This window comes from Micromonospora sp. CNZ295 (genome assembly GCF_004217535.1).
This window is the reverse complement of the sequence record NZ_SHKZ01000001.1, coordinates 6,136,926-6,152,167: the sequence shown is the minus strand read 5'-3', so window position 1 is coordinate 6,152,167 and position 15,242 is coordinate 6,136,926. Positions and strand designations below refer to the sequence as shown.

Annotated in this window: 17 protein-coding genes; 10 read left to right on the top strand and 7 right to left on the bottom strand. The window is 74.1% G+C overall.

What is annotated here, in order from left to right; genetic code table 11:
• Nucleotides 1-16 precede the first annotated feature (16 nt).
• A complete protein-coding gene (katG, locus tag EV376_RS28595; protein WP_130328216.1) occupies nt 17-2,248 on the top strand; it encodes a catalase/peroxidase HPI in 2,232 nt (743 codons plus the stop codon).
• Between the two features lie 132 nt (nt 2,249-2,380).
• Here katG and EV376_RS28590 read toward each other — a convergent pair whose 3' ends face one another.
• On the bottom strand, nt 2,381-2,968 hold the full coding sequence (locus EV376_RS28590; RefSeq protein ID WP_130328215.1) for a helix-turn-helix domain-containing protein: 588 nt from the start codon (nt 2,966-2,968) through the stop codon (nt 2,381-2,383).
• 79 nt (nt 2,969-3,047) lie between these two features.
• On the opposite strand from EV376_RS28590, the gene EV376_RS28585 reads away from it, so the two are divergent.
• From EV376_RS28585 to EV376_RS28570, 4 genes are read left to right on the top strand one after another with little or no spacing between them, the layout of a single operon-like run.
• Complete coding sequence (locus EV376_RS28585) at nt 3,048-4,070, top strand: NAD(P)/FAD-dependent oxidoreductase (protein WP_130328214.1); 1,023 nt, start codon at nt 3,048-3,050, stop codon at nt 4,068-4,070.
• An 11-nt stretch (nt 4,071-4,081) separates the two neighbouring features.
• Nucleotides 4,082-4,726: a class I SAM-dependent methyltransferase gene (locus EV376_RS28580; protein WP_130328213.1), complete on the top strand. Its 645-nt coding sequence runs from the start codon at nt 4,082-4,084 to the stop codon at nt 4,724-4,726.
• Between the two features lie 25 nt (nt 4,727-4,751).
• Nucleotides 4,752-5,306 carry a Uma2 family endonuclease gene (locus EV376_RS28575; RefSeq protein ID WP_130328212.1) on the top strand — a complete coding sequence of 185 codons (555 nt, stop codon included), beginning with the start codon at nt 4,752-4,754 and terminating at the stop codon, nt 5,304-5,306.
• A 48-nt stretch (nt 5,307-5,354) separates the two neighbouring features.
• Nucleotides 5,355-6,146 carry a class I SAM-dependent methyltransferase gene (locus EV376_RS28570; RefSeq protein ID WP_130328211.1) on the top strand — a complete coding sequence of 264 codons (792 nt, stop codon included), beginning with the start codon at nt 5,355-5,357 and terminating at the stop codon, nt 6,144-6,146.
• Between the two features lie 12 nt (nt 6,147-6,158).
• Here the strand turns inward: EV376_RS28570 and EV376_RS28565 are convergent, their stop codons facing one another.
• Complete coding sequence (locus EV376_RS28565; protein ID WP_130328210.1) at nt 6,159-6,413, bottom strand: hypothetical protein; 255 nt, start codon at nt 6,411-6,413, stop codon at nt 6,159-6,161.
• A 123-nt stretch (nt 6,414-6,536) separates the two neighbouring features.
• Between EV376_RS28565 and EV376_RS28560 the strand changes: the two genes are divergently transcribed.
• Nucleotides 6,537-7,055, top strand: a complete 519-nt coding sequence (locus EV376_RS28560) for a hypothetical protein (RefSeq protein WP_130328209.1) — start codon at nt 6,537-6,539, stop codon at nt 7,053-7,055.
• A gap of 9 nt (nt 7,056-7,064) precedes the next feature.
• Here the strand turns inward: EV376_RS28560 and EV376_RS28555 are convergent, their stop codons facing one another.
• The 4 genes from EV376_RS28555 to EV376_RS28540 all read right to left on the bottom strand — a co-directional run bounded on the left by EV376_RS28555 (nt 7,065) and on the right by EV376_RS28540 (nt 12,102).
• The gene (locus tag EV376_RS28555) at nt 7,065-9,359 is read right to left on the bottom strand and encodes a DUF4153 domain-containing protein (protein ID WP_486482833.1); all 2,295 of its coding nucleotides are present in this window, start codon (nt 9,357-9,359) and stop codon (nt 7,065-7,067) included.
• Between the two features lie 330 nt (nt 9,360-9,689).
• Nucleotides 9,690-10,397 (bottom strand): dihydrofolate reductase family protein, encoded by a 708-nt coding sequence (locus EV376_RS28550; RefSeq protein ID WP_130328208.1) that lies wholly within the window; start codon nt 10,395-10,397, stop codon nt 9,690-9,692.
• A 101-nt stretch (nt 10,398-10,498) separates the two neighbouring features.
• On the bottom strand, nt 10,499-11,731 hold the full coding sequence (locus EV376_RS28545; RefSeq protein WP_130328207.1) for a DUF6596 domain-containing protein: 1,233 nt from the start codon (nt 11,729-11,731) through the stop codon (nt 10,499-10,501).
• Nucleotides 11,728-12,102, bottom strand: a complete 375-nt coding sequence (locus EV376_RS28540) for a YciI family protein (protein WP_130328206.1) — start codon at nt 12,100-12,102, stop codon at nt 11,728-11,730. The genes EV376_RS28545 and EV376_RS28540 overlap by 4 nt, the downstream gene beginning before the upstream one ends.
• 128 nt (nt 12,103-12,230) lie before the next feature.
• Here EV376_RS28540 and EV376_RS28535 point away from each other — a divergent pair, with 128 nt between their 5' ends.
• From EV376_RS28535 to EV376_RS28525, 3 genes are all read left to right on the top strand, one after another.
• Nucleotides 12,231-12,458, top strand: coding sequence for a hypothetical protein (locus EV376_RS28535; RefSeq protein WP_130328205.1), 228 nt, complete (start codon nt 12,231-12,233; stop codon nt 12,456-12,458).
• A gap of 219 nt (nt 12,459-12,677) precedes the next feature.
• Nucleotides 12,678-12,947 carry a glycoside hydrolase family protein gene (locus tag EV376_RS28530; RefSeq protein ID WP_130328204.1) on the top strand — a complete coding sequence of 90 codons (270 nt, stop codon included), beginning with the start codon at nt 12,678-12,680 and terminating at the stop codon, nt 12,945-12,947.
• Nucleotides 12,947-13,981 carry a hypothetical protein gene (locus tag EV376_RS28525; RefSeq protein WP_130328203.1) on the top strand — a complete coding sequence of 345 codons (1,035 nt, stop codon included), beginning with the start codon at nt 12,947-12,949 and terminating at the stop codon, nt 13,979-13,981. The genes EV376_RS28530 and EV376_RS28525 overlap by 1 nt, the downstream gene beginning before the upstream one ends.
• Nucleotides 13,982-14,054: 73 nt before the next feature.
• On the opposite strand, the gene EV376_RS30405 is transcribed toward EV376_RS28525, so the two are convergent.
• On the bottom strand, nt 14,055-14,222 hold the full coding sequence (locus EV376_RS30405) for a hypothetical protein (RefSeq protein WP_165438137.1): 168 nt from the start codon (nt 14,220-14,222) through the stop codon (nt 14,055-14,057).
• Between the two features lie 47 nt (nt 14,223-14,269).
• On the opposite strand from EV376_RS30405, the gene EV376_RS28520 reads away from it, so the two are divergent.
• On the top strand, nt 14,270-15,199 hold the full coding sequence (locus EV376_RS28520; RefSeq protein WP_130328202.1) for an LLM class F420-dependent oxidoreductase: 930 nt from the start codon (nt 14,270-14,272) through the stop codon (nt 15,197-15,199).
• Nucleotides 15,200-15,242 lie beyond the last annotated feature (43 nt).

Below are 15,242 nucleotides of genomic sequence, written 5' to 3'. Positions count from 1 at the left end.
TCACGGAAGGAAACAAATGCCCGAGAACCACGACGCGATCGTCCACGACGCCGAGGCGGGGAGCGAGTCCCGCTGCCCGGTCGCGCACGGCCGCGCTCCCCACCCCACCCAGGGCGGCGGTAATCGTGGCTGGTGGCCGAACCAGCTCAACCTCAACATCCTGGCCAAGAACGCGCCCGCGAAGGACCCGTACGGCGCGGAGTTCGACTACGCCGAGGCGTTCAAGAACCTCGACCTCGCGGCCGTGAAGCAGGACATCGCCGAGCTGCTGACCACCTCGCAGGAGTGGTGGCCGGCCGACTTCGGCCACTACGGGCCGTTCATGATCCGGATGGCCTGGCACAGCGCGGGCACCTACCGCATCAGCGACGGCCGCGGTGGCGCCGGCGCCGGTCAGCAGCGCTTCGCGCCGCTGAACAGCTGGCCGGACAACGGGAACCTGGACAAGGCCCGCCGCCTGCTGTGGCCGGTCAAGAAGAAGTACGGCCGCAGCCTCTCCTGGGCCGACCTCATGATCCTGGCCGGCAACGTCGCGCTGGAGTCGATGGGCTTCAAGACCTTCGGCTTCGCCGGTGGCCGCGCCGACGTGTGGGAGCCCGACGAGGACGTCTACTGGGGCCCGGAGACCGAGTGGCTGGGCGAGGCCCGCTACAGCGGCGACCGGGAGCTGGAGAACCCGCTCGCCGCGGTCCAGATGGGTCTCATCTACGTCAACCCGGAGGGCCCGAACGGCAACCCGGACCCGATCGCCTCAGCGCGGGACATCCGCGAGACGTTCCGCCGGATGGGGATGAACGACGAGGAGACCGTCGCGCTGATCGCCGGCGGCCACACCTTCGGCAAGACCCACGGCGCCGGTCCGGCCGACCACGTCGGCCCGGAGCCCGAGGCCGCCCCGATCGAGGAGCAGGGGCTGGGCTGGAAGAGCAGCTTCGGTACGGGCAAGGGCGGGGACACGATCACCAGTGGTCTCGAGGTGACCTGGACCTACCACCCGACCCGGTGGGACAACGAGTTCTTCCACATCCTGTTCGCGTACGACTGGGAGCTGATGAAGTCCCCGGCCGGCGCGCACCAGTGGCGTCCCAAGAACGGCGCGGGCAGCGACATGGTGCCGGAGGCGCACGACCCGACGAAGCGTCGTGAGCCGCGGATGCTGACCAGCGACCTCGCGCTCCGGTTCGACCCGATCTACGAGCAGATCTCGCGGCGCTTCCACGAGCGCCCGGAGGAGTTCGCGGACGCGTTCGCCCGGGCGTGGTTCAAGCTGACCCACCGCGACATGGGCCCGAAGGCCCGCTACCTCGGCCCGGAGGTTCCGGCCGAGACGCTGGTCTGGCAGGACCCGCTGCCGCCGGTGGACCACGAGCTGGTCGACGCCGCCGACGTCGCCGCGCTCAAGGCCCAGGTCCTCGCCTCCGGGCTGTCGGTGGCCCAGCTGGTCTCCACCGCGTGGGCGTCGGCGTCGACGTTCCGGGGCAGCGACAAGCGGGGTGGCGCCAACGGTGCGCGGATCCGCCTCGAGCCGCAGAACGCCTGGGAGATCAACGACCCGGACGAGCTGGCGCGGGTGCTGCACACGCTGGAGGGCATCCAGGAGGCGTTCAACGCGTCCCAGACCGGTGGGAAGAAGATTTCGCTCGCCGACCTGATCGTGCTCGCCGGCAACGCCGGCGTCGAGCAGGCCGCGCGGAACGCCGGCGTCGAGGTCGAGGTCCCGTTCACGCCGGGGCGTACCGACGCGACGCAGGAGCAGACCGACGTCGAGTCCTTCGCCGCGATGGAGCCGACCGCGGACGGGTTCCGCAACTACCTCGGCAAGGGCAACCGCCTCCCGGCGGAGTTCCTCCTGCTCGACAAGGCGAACCTGCTCACCCTGAGCGCGCCGGAGATGACGGTCCTCGTCGGCGGTCTCCGCGTGCTGGGCGCCAACCACCGGCAGTCGCCGCTGGGCGTCCTCACCGCGACCCCGGGGGCGCTGACCAACGACTTCTTCGTCAACCTCCTTGACATGGGTACGACGTGGAAGCCGACCTCCGAGGACGCGAACACCTTCGAGGGCCGCGACCTCGCCACCGGCGAGGTCAAGTGGACCGGCAGCCGGGTCGACCTGGTCTTCGGCTCGAACTCGGAGCTGCGTGCCGTCGCGGAGGTCTACGCCAGCGACGACGCGCGGGAGAAGTTCGTGCGGGACTTCGTCGCGGCGTGGGTCAAGGTGATGAACCTGGACCGGTTCGACCTCGCCTGATCGAGCGCGCCGGGCCGGCCCGCGACGGGCCGGCCCGGACGCCCATTTCCGAACTGTCGATCGAGTCGTGCTACCCCGCCGACGAGGCCACGGCCCGCGACCTCCGGGACCTGCGGGCGACCTGAGCGTCCGCTATCCCGACGGCTGCCCCCGCGGGCGGGCGCGCAGGTGGGCCCGTTCGCCCTGGCGGCCGAAGAGGCTGAGGATCTCGACCGGCTCGTCCCCGGCGGCGCCGAACCAGTGCGGCACCCGCGTGTCGAACTCCGCCGCCTCGCCCGGCGTCAGCTCCAGGTCGTGCTCACCGAGCACGAGCCGTAGCCGCCCGTTCAGCACGTAGAGCCACTCGTACCCCTCGTGGGTCTGCGGGGTGGGCTCCCGCTTGCTGACCGGGATGACCAGCTTGTACGCCTGGATGCCGCCCGCTCGACGGGACAGCGGCAGCATGGTCATGCCGTGCCGGGTGACCGGCCGCAGGTGGACGCGCGGATCGCCGGTGGGCGGCGCCCCGACCAGCTCGTCGAGCGTGACGCCGTAGGCGCGGGCCAGGGGGAGCAGCAGCTCCAGCGTCGGCCGGCGGGCGCCGGACTCCAGCCGGGAGAGGGTGCTCACCGAGATGCCGGTCTCCGCCGCCAGGTCGGTGAGGGTCGTCTCGCGCTGCCGGCGTAGCGCGCGCAGCCGGGGGCCGACCGCGTCGAGGGCCTGGTCCAGATCGCCGTCCACGCCGTCAGTTTGCCAGAACAGCAACAAAGTTTGCCAGTAGGCTGGCGGCCGCGCACCGTTGTCGCGGGAGGTGGTCAGAGTGACCGATCAACTGAGAGGCTCCTACGACGTGGTGGTGGTCGGTGGCGGCGCCGCCGGCCTGAACGGCGCGCTCATGCTCGCCCGGGCGCTCCGGTCCGTGGTGGTGATCGACGCGGGCGCGCCGCGCAACGCCCCGGCCGAGGGGGTGCACGGGCTGCTGGGCCGGGAGGGCATGCCGCCGGCCGAGCTGCTGGAACGCGGCCGGGCCGAGGTACGCGGCTACGGCGGCCAGGTGGTGACCGCGGAGGTCGCCACCGCCGCCCGGGACGGCGACGGGTTCGCCGTGACACTGACCGACGGCCGCTCGGTCCGGGCCCGCCGGCTGCTGGTGACCACCGGGCTGGTCGACGTCCTGCCGGCCATCCCGGGGCTCCGGGAACGCTGGGGTCGGGACGTCCTCCACTGCCCGTACTGCCACGGGTGGGAGGTCCGCGACCGGGCCATCGGCGTGCTCGCCACCGGCCCGATGTCAGTGCACCAGGCGTTGCTGTTCCGCCAGTTGAGCGCGGACGTCACGTACTTCACGCACCTCACCGCCGGTCCGGACGAGGAGCAGGCGGAGCAGCTCGCGGCCCGCGGCGTACGGGTGGTCACCGGCACGGTGGGGGCGCTGGACGTCGCCGACGACCGGCTGGTCGGGGTACGGCTCGCCGACGGCACGGTGATCGAGCGGGACGCGCTGGCGGTCGGGTCGCGGATGGTGGCGCGCGCCGAGTTCCTGGCCGGGCTCGGGCTGAAGCCGGTCGAGCACCCGAGCGGGATGGGCGAGCACCTCCCGACCGTCGACCCGAGCGGGCGTACCGACGTGGCCGGCGTGTGGGTGGCCGGCAACGTCACCGACCTGGCGGCCCAGGTGGGTGCCGCCGCGGCGGGCGGGGCGGTCGCCGGCGCCATGATCAACGCGGACCTGATCGCCGAGGAGACCCGGCAGGCGGTCGCCGCCGGACGGAGCTCGTTCTCGGCCGCGGCGGAGGCCCGGGTCGCCGAGCTGGTGGCGGGCGACCGCCGCCACGGACTGTGAGCGGGGGAGCGGTGCCGGCGGCGTTCGACGCGGCGTACTGGGAGCAGCGCTACCGCGCCCACGGCCCGGCCGGCACCCGCCCGCCGAGCCCGCAGCTGGTCGCGGAGGTCGCGGATCTCGCGCCCGGTGCGGCGCTGGACGCCGGCTGCGGCGAGGGCGCCGACGCGGTCTGGCTCGCCGGGCGCGGCTGGCGGGTCACGGCGGTGGACATCGCGCCCACCGCGCTGGAGCGCGGCCGGGAGCGCGCGGAGGCCACCGGCGTCGCCGACCGGATCGAGTGGATCGCCGCCGACCTGACCGACTGGACGCCGCCGCCGGAGCGGTACGACCTGGTGACGGCGCAGTACGTGCACCCGGCGGGCTCGCCGGAGGCGCTGGTCCGGCGGCTCGCGGCGGCGGTCGCGCCGGGCGGCACCCTGCTCCTGGCCAACCACGACCCGGCCGACGCCCACTCCGCCGCGCACGCCCCCGCGGAGGCCGGCGTCACCGCCGAGCGGGCCGCGGCGTGCCTCGACCCGGACCGGTGGGAGATCGTGGTCGCCGAGGCCCGCACGCGGACGACCAGCCACCACGGGCGCGAGCTGACGCTGCGCGACACCGTGCTCCGCGCCCGCCGACGCCCGCGCCGAGCCGGCGTGGCTGAGCAACCGAGGTGAGGGGCGGCGGACCTAGGATGAGCTCATGAGCGCAGAGGCCGTCGGCAGGCACATGCCCGCTGTGGTGACGCTCGAGGATCTGGCCGCGATGAACGGCGCAGATCCCAACGGTCACCGGTACGAAACGAGCCCCGAGGGGGTGCTGTCGGTCATGCCGCCGCCGGACTCGGAGCACGCGACGATCGCCAGCCGCCTGATGGCCTGGCTCATCATCGCGGGGTGGCCCGCCGACCAGGTCCTGCAGGCCGCCGGCGTCCGGGTTCCGGGTCCCGCGGGCGACGGCGGGCGCATCCCTGACCTCACCGTCTGGCGTAAGCCGCCGCCCAGGAGCGTCTGGTCCGTGGCGGCGGATGTCGCGCTGGTGGTCGAGATCGTGTCGCCGGGCTCCGAGGCCATCGACTCGGTCACCAAGGTGCGGGAGTACGCCGCTGCCGGGATTCCCCGCTACTGGGTGGTGAACCGGGACAGCGGGCAGACCGTCACCCTGTACCGGCGGTCGGACGACGGTGACTACGAGGAGCAGGCCAGGATGCCGCTGTCCTGGTTGCTCCAGACGGACCCGGCCGAGCACCTGGACTGACGGTGCGGGGGAGCCCGGGCTGACGTCGGCCGGCGTATCGTCCACGCGATGGCGGGGCCGAACTGGGCGGACGGTGCGGCGTACGAGGCGTACGTGGGCCGGTGGAGCCGGCGTGTCGCCGAGGAGTTCCTGCGCTGGCTGGACGCGCCGCCCGGTCGGCGGTGGCTGGACGTGGGCTGCGGCACCGGTGCGCTGACCTCGACCGTGCTGGCCGTGGCGGATCCCGCGCAGGTCACCGGGGTCGACCGGTCCGAGGGCTTCGTGTCACACGCCCGGGCGACCGTCGCCGACGGGCGGGCCGCCTTCCAGGTGGGGGACGCCCGGTCGCTGCCCGTCCCCGACGGTGACGCGGACGTCGTGGTCAGCGGGCTGGCCCTCAACTTCGTGCCCGAGCCGGAGCGCGCGGTCGCCGAGTTCGCCCGCGTGCTCCGGCCGGGTGGTGTCGCCGCCGCGTACGTCTGGGACTACGCGGACGGGATGGCGATGATGCGGCACTTCTGGGACGCCGCCGCCGCGATCGATCCGGCCGCGGCCGAACGGGACGAGGGACCGCGCTTCCCGGTGTGCCGCCGGGAGCGGCTGGGTGCGGTGTGGACGGAGGCCGGATTCGGGGACGTGTCCGTGCGGGGCATCGAGGTGCCCACGGTGTTCGCCGACTTCGACGACTACTGGCGGCCGTTCCTCGGTGGGCAGGGGGCCGCGCCCACGTACGTCGCGACCCTGACCGGCGAACACCGCGAGGCGCTGCGGGACCTGCTGCGCGACCGCCTGCCGGTCGGGCCGGACGGCTCGGTCCGCCTCACCGCACGCGCCTGGGCGGTACGCGGAACCGCCCCCTGACCACCGCCCGAATTACTCGGCCTCGATGCCACCGGCGCGGAGGATCTGCCGGACGCGCTCGCGTGTGTAGCCGGTGACCCGGACGATGTCCACCTGCCGCATGCCGTCGCGTGCGGCCTGGACGATCGCGTCGGCGAGACGCGAACGTGCCTCGACCACATGACCCCTCGCTTCGGACACGAGCCGGTCCGCCTCGGCCTGGGCGCCCTCTACGGCCGCCCGTGCCTCTTCGTAGGCCCGAACCGCAGCTGCCAGGTCGTCCGCCACGGGGCCATCGTCCCATGTTGGATCTTGGCCAAATTGATATGGAGTCAATTAGGCCAAACAAGGCTTGCGCAACTTGGCCTCATGGGTAAGGCTACGGGTGGGACGGCAAGGTGAGGGGGAGCGATGACGGTACTACCGGAGCAAATACCCACGCTGCCGAGCTGCGGTCGGGCCGCCGAGGTGCGGATCGAGGTGTACGGGGCCGACAGCCTCGACGCGTCCGTCTACGTGTGCCGGCGGCACGTGACCGCGGGTGTCGCGGCCCTGCACGCGTACGGCTGGCGGGCGGAACCGGCCGCGGTCGGCCCGCTCGCGCCCCGGCCGTGCGGGTACGCGTACCGCTATCCGACCGGGAGTCTCGCGGACCTCGCGCATCCGCACTGGTGCGACCGGCGCGACTGCCTCGACCGCCGCCGGCACCGGTCCCTCCGGCTGCCCGTGAGCGCCGGGCAGCCGGAGGCCGTCATTGCCGAGGTCGCGTTGTCGCAGGGGCTCACGGCCGGGCTGGAACCGGTGCTCACCCTGGCCGTCGTCGGCCCCGACGGCCCCGACCTGACGCTGTCGCTGAGGCAGGGACGGGTGCTGTCGTACCAGGTGCGGCGGCTGCTGGACCTCAGCGGCCGCGGTCGTCGCCCCCGGTAGCCGGCAGCGTCAGCGGGGTTGGCGGGTCTTGGGCAGGTCCAGCTTGTCGGCGGCCCGGCAGTCCTTCGGCCCGCCGACGGCGTCCGGGCCGACCCGCTCCAGCGCCTGCCGGGCGCGGACCCGGCCGAGGTTCCAGGCGTACCAGGGATCCGGCTCCCGGAGATCCTCGGCGATCCAGCTCAGCGTGCAGCGCCGGGCCGGGTCGGGCAGGGCGGTCAGGGCCGGCGTCGCGTCGGCCGACAGTGCCCGCAGGTACCACGCATCGATCTTGCCGGTCTGCTCGTACCGGTCGATGTTGCGGCCGGCGGCGTAACCCTCGGGGTTGAGGATGGCCAGGCCGAGCAGCATCACCACGGTGAGCGCCACCGTCCCGCCCGGGATCCAGCCGCCCCTCAGGCGCAGCCCGGCGACGAGGACCATCAGGAAGACGGTGCCGAGCAGCAGCTCGAACGCCATCACGAAGATGCGCTCTCCGGTGAAGCTGTAGACCTCCTGGTACGTGTACATGCGGGAGAGCGCCGAGATCACGATGACGACACTGAGCGCGCTCAGCGCGCCGAGCAGCAGGCGGAGCACGAGCCGCTCGGCGCGGCTCTCCCGGCGCGCCCAGCGACCCACGCCGGCCAGCACCGCCAGCGTCAGCACGGTGACGGCGGCGAGCTGCCAGAAACCGCTGCGGGCGTACTCCGCGTAGTTGAGCCCCGCCGTGCGCAGCACGTGCCGCTGGCCGCCGAACAGCACGGTGAACTGCACCGCCACGAAACCACCGAACAGCAACGTGAGCGCGCCGATGGCCGGCGCCCACTCCACCATGCCGAGGCTGCGGCCGGCGGGCTTGTCCACGGCGGACAGATCCGGCGGGGCGGCCAGCGTCCAGACGGCGGCCACCACGCAGAGCGCGCCGACCGCGGCGAGGAAGATCCAGCGGAACACCGCGCCGGCGTGCACCTCGGGCACGATCGTGCCGAGCACCACGTTGAAGGCGCCGTCGGCGGAGGCGAGCAGGCTGCCGAAGACCACCAGCGCGGCGACGGTGGCCGCGACCGAGCCGACCACCCGACGGATCAGGCCCGGGTCGGCGTCGGACCGGAATTGGGCGCGTACCCAGGGCAGGCCGCGGAACGCCGCGATCGGTCCCGCCACCACGCTGAACAGGATGGACCGGATGCGCCGGCCACCGATCACCGCGAGGGTGGCGCAGCCGAGCGCGCCGAGGACGCAGAACGTCACCAGCCACCACGCGTTGCGGAACGTCAGCACGGACAGCAGCGCGAGTGCCGCCGCCGCCCAACCGACACGTACCCACCGCTCGGTGCGCGGCAGCTTCGCGACCGACCGGCGGACCGCGAACACCACACCGGCCGTCAGGGTGAGCCAGCCGAGGAACCACCCGATGCCGGTCCGGCCGAGCGGCACGAAGAAGGCCAGCCCGAGAGCGCCGGCCAGGACCGCGACGGGCACGGCCCGCCCCCGCGCCGGCTTCGGACCGGGCCAGTGCCGCTGGAAGAAGGACGGACCGGGTGGCGCCGGCCGGTAGAACCCACCGGGGTACGGCGGGTAGCCCGGTCGCCCGGGCATGCCGGGTGGCGGTGCGGTGGCCGGCCCGGATCGGGCAGCTGCGTGCGGGGTGGCGGTGACCGCCGGGCCGGTGCCGCCGGCCGGGGACGTGCGCGCCGGGGACGTGCCGGCCGCGGGTGCGCCGGTCGTCGGGGGAGTGTCGGTTGTGGTGTGGCCGGCGGTGAGCGCGCCGTCAGCCGGTGGTGTCTCGCCGGCCTGAGCGCCGGTGGCCTGAGCGCCGGTGACCGGTGCGACTGCGGTCGAGGTTGCGGCGGCCGGGGCGGCGTCGCCGCTGGGCGTTGCCGGTGCCGGCGGGGTGGCCTGCGACGCCGACGAGTCGACGGCACGAGCGGCGTCCGCGGACGACGACTGTTTCTCGGCGGTGCCCGACGCCGCCGGCTGCGGCCCGAGCCGGTCGGTGCCGGTGACCAGCGCGCTGTCGGTCACCCGGGCGGGTCGGCCGCCAGCCGTGGCCGCCGCACCGGTCGACACCGGGGTCGCCGTGGCCGTCCCAGCGGCCGGCGTGGTCGCCGCACCTGCCTCGGCGGCCGGGACCAGGGGGATGAAGACCGCGTACCCGCGGGTGCCGGGCGGGAGGCTGACCGGGATCGCCCAGGCGGGCTGGCCCTCCGGCCACGGGATCGCGCCGGGCGCGCCGTCACCGGCCGGCATGGCGAGCAGGTACGGCGGGGCTCCGTCGCCGGCGTCGTCGGCGGGGGGTCGGGGCGCCGGTGGGGGCTGGGTCACGGCACACTCCTTGATCAATGGTGGGCACACTGTACGACCCGACCGACCTGACCGCTGCCCCCTGGTGTGGCCCGGCCTGCCCGCATGCCCTGACCGGAGCCGGTCACCGTCCACTTGCCGACTGAGCCCTCCCCACCTTCCGCGGGACCCTGAGCCGGGCAGCGCAACCCCGGCAGCTACCAGCAGTGCCTACTGGTGATCGCTACCGGATGACTCATGGCACGAACAACCCCTCGCGATCTTGCACTTTCTGCCCTGACAAACCCGAAGAAGACGGGCATATCGAGGGCCGAAAATGCAAGATCGACGAGAGGCGATGGGTGGGCGGGGCTATGGGTGCAGGGTTTGGGTGGGGGTGCCGGAGCGGCCTCGGTCGTCGAGGAGCAGTGGGGCGCGGCCGGTGACCGTGTAGCGGATGTGGGTGACGGCCGGGTCGTGGATCACCCGGGTCGGGGTCAGTTCGAGTCCCTCCTTCTCCGCCAGGCCGAGGTCGGCGTCGAGTAGCCGCAGACCGGTGCCCAGCACCACCGGCGCGATGTGCAGCTCCAACTCGTCGAGGAGGCCGGCGGCGAGGACCTGCCGGACGAGGCTGCCCCCGCCGGCGACGGCCACGTTCTTGCCCCCGGCGGCGGCACGGGCCCGCTCGACGGCGCCGGCGACCCCGTCGGTGACGTAGGTGAAGCTGGTGCCGCCGCCCCGGACCAGGGTCTCCCGCGGCCGGTGGGTGACGACGAAGACCGGCGCCCGGAACGGCGGCTCGTCGCCCCACGGCACCTCGCCGCCGTCGGCCATCCGCCGCCCCATGACGTACGCGCCGGCCGCCTCGAAGGTCTCGGCCATGATCTCCGAGTTGGTGTCGTGCGTGCCGCCGCTGAAGCCCTGCCGCTCGCGCCACGCCATCGCGTCGGTCGCCCACCGGGTGACCCGGAAGAAGCCGGCCGCCTCCGCCGACTCCAGCCAGTCGCCGCCGCCGGTGTGGCGCGGGCCGGCGTAGAACCCGTCCAGCGAGACGGACAGCTGTGCGGTCACCTTGGTCATCGTGGTTCCCACCTTCGGGTGCGGGGCACCTGTCCGGTGCCCGTTCACCGAGGGATCGGAGCCGGGCAGGCCCGTTCGACAGCACCGCCATGTGACCTGGGTCACGTGAGTCGGGCGGCCTGCCGGACGAGGAAGCGCCGCTCGGGCAGGCTGCCGGCGAGGCGGGCCGCCTCCCGCCACGCGCGCGCCGCGGCCGCCGGCTCGCCCGCCCGCTCGAGCAGGTGGGCCCGTACCGCCAGCAGCCGGTGGTGCCCGGCGAGCGGGCCGTCCGCCAGCTCCCCGAGCAGGTCCAGGCCGGCCCGGGGCCCGCGCACCATCCCCAGCGCGACCGCGCGGTTGAGGGTGACCGCCGGCCCGGGGGACAGCCGCTCCAGCAGCTCGTACAGCGCCAGGATCTGCGGCCAGTCGGTGTCCTCGGTGGACGGCGCCTCGGCGTGTACGGCGGCGATCGCGGCCTGCACCTGGTACGGGCCGACCGGCGCGGTGGACAGCGCGTGGGTGATCAGCGCGGTGCCCTCGGCGATGGCCGTCCGGTCCCAGCGGGTCCGGTCCTGCTCGGCCAGCGGGACGAGGTCACCCTCCGGGCCGGTACGCGCCGGACCGCGCGCCTCGGTGAGCAGCATCAACGCGAGCAGCCCGGCCACCTCGCCGTCGTCGGGCAGCCGGCGGTGCAGGCGCCGGGTCAGGCGGACCGCCTGCCCGGTCAGCTCGGCCCGGCGCAGTGTGCGGCCGCTGCTGGCCGCGTACCCCTCGTTGAAGATCAGGTAGAGCACGTGCAGGACGACGGCGAGCCGCGGCCCGCGCTCCGGCTCCGGCGGCAGGTCGAACCGGGCACCCGCCTCCCGCAGCCGCTGCTTGGCCCGAACGATGCGCTGGCCCATCGTCTTCTCCGGCAGCAGGAAGGCGGCGGCGACCTCCGGCGTGGTGAGCCCGCCGACCGCCCGCAGGGTGAGCGCCACCTGCGCGGCCGGGCCGAGCGCCGGGTGGCAGCAGAGGAACAGGAGCTCCAGCAGGTCGTCCCGGGGCGGCTCGGCGTCCGGCGGCGGCGCCACCAGCGCGTCGCGCGGCGTCGCGTCCAGCACGGCGTGTTCCCGGCGCTGCCGGGCCGCGTCGGCGCGGACCTGGTCGACGTAGCGGCGGGCGGCCACCGTCCGCAGCCAGCCGGCCGGATGCTCCGGTACGCCGTCGGCGCGCCACGCCTCGACCGCGGCGAGCAGGGCCTCCTGCACCGCGTCCTCAGCCCGGGTGAAGTCGCCGTACCGGCGCACGAGGGCGCCGGTGACCTGCGGTGCGAGGTGGCGCAGCAGGTCACCGACGCGGTCGTCGCGACTCAGAGATCACCGCCGGTGCCGGTCATCAGCGGCCACACCTCCAGGCCGCCCCCGCTGCGGCCGCTGCCGAAGCGCAGGGCCGGGTAGGACCGGGCGATCTCCAGCGCCCGCTGCTCGCTGTCGACGTCCACCACGAAGTACGAGCCGACGTACTCCTTCGCCTCCAGGTACGGGCCGTCGGTGACCACCGGCGCGTCGCCCACCATGCGGACCGACCGGGGCCGGGGGACAAGCCCCTGGCTCTCCACCAGCTCGCCGGACGCCCGCAGCGACTCGTTGAACGCGTCGACCTCGCCGATCAGCGTGCTCAGGTCGCCGGCCGGCAGGCTGTTCCAGATCTCCTCGTTGCCGTAGATCAGCATCAGGTACTTCACCAGGGTCTCCTTCCGGGCACATCAGGCAGCATGCCGCAACCGGGTGAGCGACAGGCCGGCCGTCGGCTAACGGACAGGACGTCAGGCACCCCGCTGAAGCACTGTTGTAGCAGGTGAGAGGCGTAAGGATGGCGGGCCACATCCCGATCCTCGGGCCCGGCGGGGACAGCAGCGTCCCCGCCGACACCGCCGCCACCGAGCCCGGCTCCACGAACCCGGCGAGCGCACCGCCGACCCTCGTCCGCGAGCCGTGCTCCGACCGGCACCGGTCCGGCCACCGGCCCGGTGCCGCCTCCGGACACCGACGTCACCACCTTCGACCCGCCCGACCCGGCCGCGCCGGCGCCGCCGGGTGAACCGCCGCCGTTCGCGGCGCGGGCAGCTCCAGACCCCACCGGCACGCCCCCGCGCGCGTTCCCGCCGTGCCCGGCGGCCGGGCGGTCCGGCGTACCCCCGGATCGTCCGCCGCCCGGCCCGGAGCCGGCGCGGGCGGTCGCCGGGGGAACCGACCACGGCCGGACCGGCCGGGCGCGGACGCCCGCCGGGCGGCCCAGCGAGCACGAGAGGAGAGGGCCATGGCCGCTCCCACCGCGACCGCCTCCCTGAACGCGGCGGTCTACTCACCCGGGGATCCCATGACACTGACCGTGACGTACGGCGACGCCGACACCCGGCCGGTGACCGTCACGATCGTGGTCACCGACGCGCAGGGCAACAGCAGCGCCCCGGCGCGGGTCACCGCCGTCATCGACCCGCTCACCCTCGCCGTGACCGACGACTCCGGCCGCACCTGGACCAAGCTGTCGGACAACGGCGCGGTGGCCGTCTACCGGGCGGTGGCGTGATGCCCCGGGTCACGGTGACGGTGCGCGACTCGGGCGGGCGCAGTGTCACCGCCGCCGCCGACTACACGATCGCCCCGCCGGTGCTGGGCGGCTACTACCTCGCCGGGGGAGCCGACCCGACGGCCGACATGGTGGGCGGGAACTTCCGCTCGCTCACCCAGTACCGCAGCTTCGCCGATGGCTACACCTTCCCCGGCTACAACAAGCCGTGGCTGGTCGACCTGGGCAAGGCCGGCTTCAAAATCAACATGGTGCTGGAGCTGAAGCACTACGGCGCCCCCGACGGGGCGCAGACGTTCACCGTCGACGGCACCAGGTACACCGTCCCGGCGCCCGCCATGACGATCCAGCAGCGGCCGGGAACGACCTGGCCGAAGGCGTACGGCTACGGCCAGGTGCTCGCCGGGCAGTGCGACGGGCTGTTCGCGCGGGCGCTGTCGCAGTACCGGACGATGGGCTTCGGGGTGAACATCCAGGTCGCCTCCGAACTGGACACCGACCACGAGTTCGGCACCACCGAGGCCGGTAAGGCCTACACCTGGGCGGAGTCCGACGCTCGCGCCGTGCAGGCCGTGACGTACATCGTCAACTGGTTCAAGGCCCGCGGCCTGCCCGCCGGCACCACCTTCTCGGTGGGGCTGGGCGGTTTCGACCGGGCCTGCTACAAGCGCACGCACCCGGAGACGCTGATGTCCCGGCTCGACTTCCTCCAGTGGAACGTCTACGCCACCAACCCGACCGACACCGCGCTGGCCCGGTTCCGCCGCACCAAGGACTGGGCGGTCGCCGACCTCGGCCCGGTCGCGCTCTCCCGCCCGGTGCTGATCGCCGAGTGGGGGGTGCGGTCGGCGGAGATCCCCGACCAGGCCGGCTGGATCCGCACCGTCCCGGCGGCCATCGCCGCGCTGAACGCCGAACGCGGCCCCCGGATCGTCCGGACGAACTACTTCAACTCCGGTTGGGGCACGCTCTCGCCGAAGGCCACCGGCCTGGCCGCGCTGAGGGCCGCGTACGCCACCCGGCCCTACGTCTAAGGAAGGGCCCCCTTTCAACGCCCCCGGTAGCGGAAGGGACCCTGGTCAACACCCGCGACGCCCGCGCGGCTGGTCACTCTCCGGCCAGCCGCCGGGCGTACGTGTCGCGCAGCTCCGGCCAGCCGAAGTCCTTCGCCTCGCCACCCCCGGATCGGGCCGACCGGGTCCCGTCGAGCAGCCCGCCTGCGTCGCCGGGTGCGCCCAGGCCGCGGTCGGCGAGGAACGGGGCCGGTCCAGGCATACCAGGTCTCCGGGCGACCGGCGGGCGGCCTTCGTATGCTCGGGAGAATGGAACTGCGGATCTTCACTGAACCCCAGCAGGGCGCCACCTACGACGACCTGCTCGCCGTGGCCCGGCGGGCGGAGGAGACGGGCTTCGGCGCCTTCTTCCGCTCCGACCACTACCTGAAGATGGGCGGGGTGAGCGGCGAGCCGGGGCCCACCGACGCCTGGACCACCCTGGCCGGGCTGGCCCGGGACACCCGGTCGATCCGGCTCGGCACGCTGATGACCGCCGCCACCTTCCGGCTGCCCGGGCCGCTCGCGATCACCGTCGCCCAGGTCGACCAGATGAGCGGTGGCCGGGTTGAGCTGGGCCTCGGCACCGGCTGGTACGGCGACGAGCACACCGCGTACGGGATCCCGTTCCCGTCGCTGGCCGAGCGGTTCGACCGGCTGGAGGAACAGCTCACGGTCATCACCGGCCTGTGGGAGACCCCGCCGGGCAAGACGTTCGACTTCGCCGGCCGGTACTACCCGGTCAGCGACTCGCCGGCGCTCCCGAAGCCCGTGCAGTCCCCGCGCCCGCCGATCCTGCTCGGCGGCATGGGCCCGAAGCGCACCCCCGGCCTCGCCGCCCGGTACGCGGACGAGTTCAACCTGCCGTTCGCCTCGATCGAGGACACCGTCGCCCAGTTCGAGCGGGTCCGCGCCGCCTGCGCCGGCATCGGGCGGGATCCGGCCACGATGACCTGGTCCAATGCCCTCGTGCTGTGCTGCGGGCGGGACGACGCCGAGGTGGCGCGACGGGCGGCGGCGATCGGCCGGGAGCCCGACGAACTGCGGACCAACGGCCTCGCCGGCACCCCGGCCGAGGTCGTCGACAAGATCGGGCGGTACGCCGAGACCGGCAGCCAGCGGATCTACCTCCAGGTGCTCGACCTCGCCGACCTCGACCACCTGGACCTGGTCGCCACCGAGGTGCTGCCCCAGGTCTAGGGGAGGGCCCCTTGTTGACGCCTGCGGTTGCGGAAGGGCCCCG

Bases quoted from the DNA above. Each gene is read 5' to 3' on its own strand.
- katG (WP_130328216.1), top strand. From the start codon at position 17: ATGCCCGAGAACCACGACGCGATCGTCCACGACGCCGAGGCGGGGAGC.
- EV376_RS28575 (WP_130328212.1), top strand. From the start codon at position 4,752: ATGAGCGCAGAGGCCGTCGGCAGGCACATGCCCGCTGTGGTGACGCTC.
- EV376_RS28570 (WP_130328211.1), top strand. From the start codon at position 5,355: ATGGCGGGGCCGAACTGGGCGGACGGTGCGGCGTACGAGGCGTACGTG.
- EV376_RS28560 (WP_130328209.1), top strand. From the start codon at position 6,537: ATGACGGTACTACCGGAGCAAATACCCACGCTGCCGAGCTGCGGTCGG.
- EV376_RS28550 (WP_130328208.1), bottom strand. From the start codon at position 10,397: ATGACCAAGGTGACCGCACAGCTGTCCGTCTCGCTGGACGGGTTCTAC.
- EV376_RS28535 (WP_130328205.1), top strand. From the start codon at position 12,231: ATGGCGGGCCACATCCCGATCCTCGGGCCCGGCGGGGACAGCAGCGTC.
- EV376_RS28530 (WP_130328204.1), top strand. From the start codon at position 12,678: ATGGCCGCTCCCACCGCGACCGCCTCCCTGAACGCGGCGGTCTACTCA.
- EV376_RS28525 (WP_130328203.1), top strand. From the start codon at position 12,947: ATGCCCCGGGTCACGGTGACGGTGCGCGACTCGGGCGGGCGCAGTGTC.
- EV376_RS30405 (WP_165438137.1), bottom strand. From the start codon at position 14,222: ATGCCTGGACCGGCCCCGTTCCTCGCCGACCGCGGCCTGGGCGCACCC.
- EV376_RS28520 (WP_130328202.1), top strand. From the start codon at position 14,270: ATGGAACTGCGGATCTTCACTGAACCCCAGCAGGGCGCCACCTACGAC.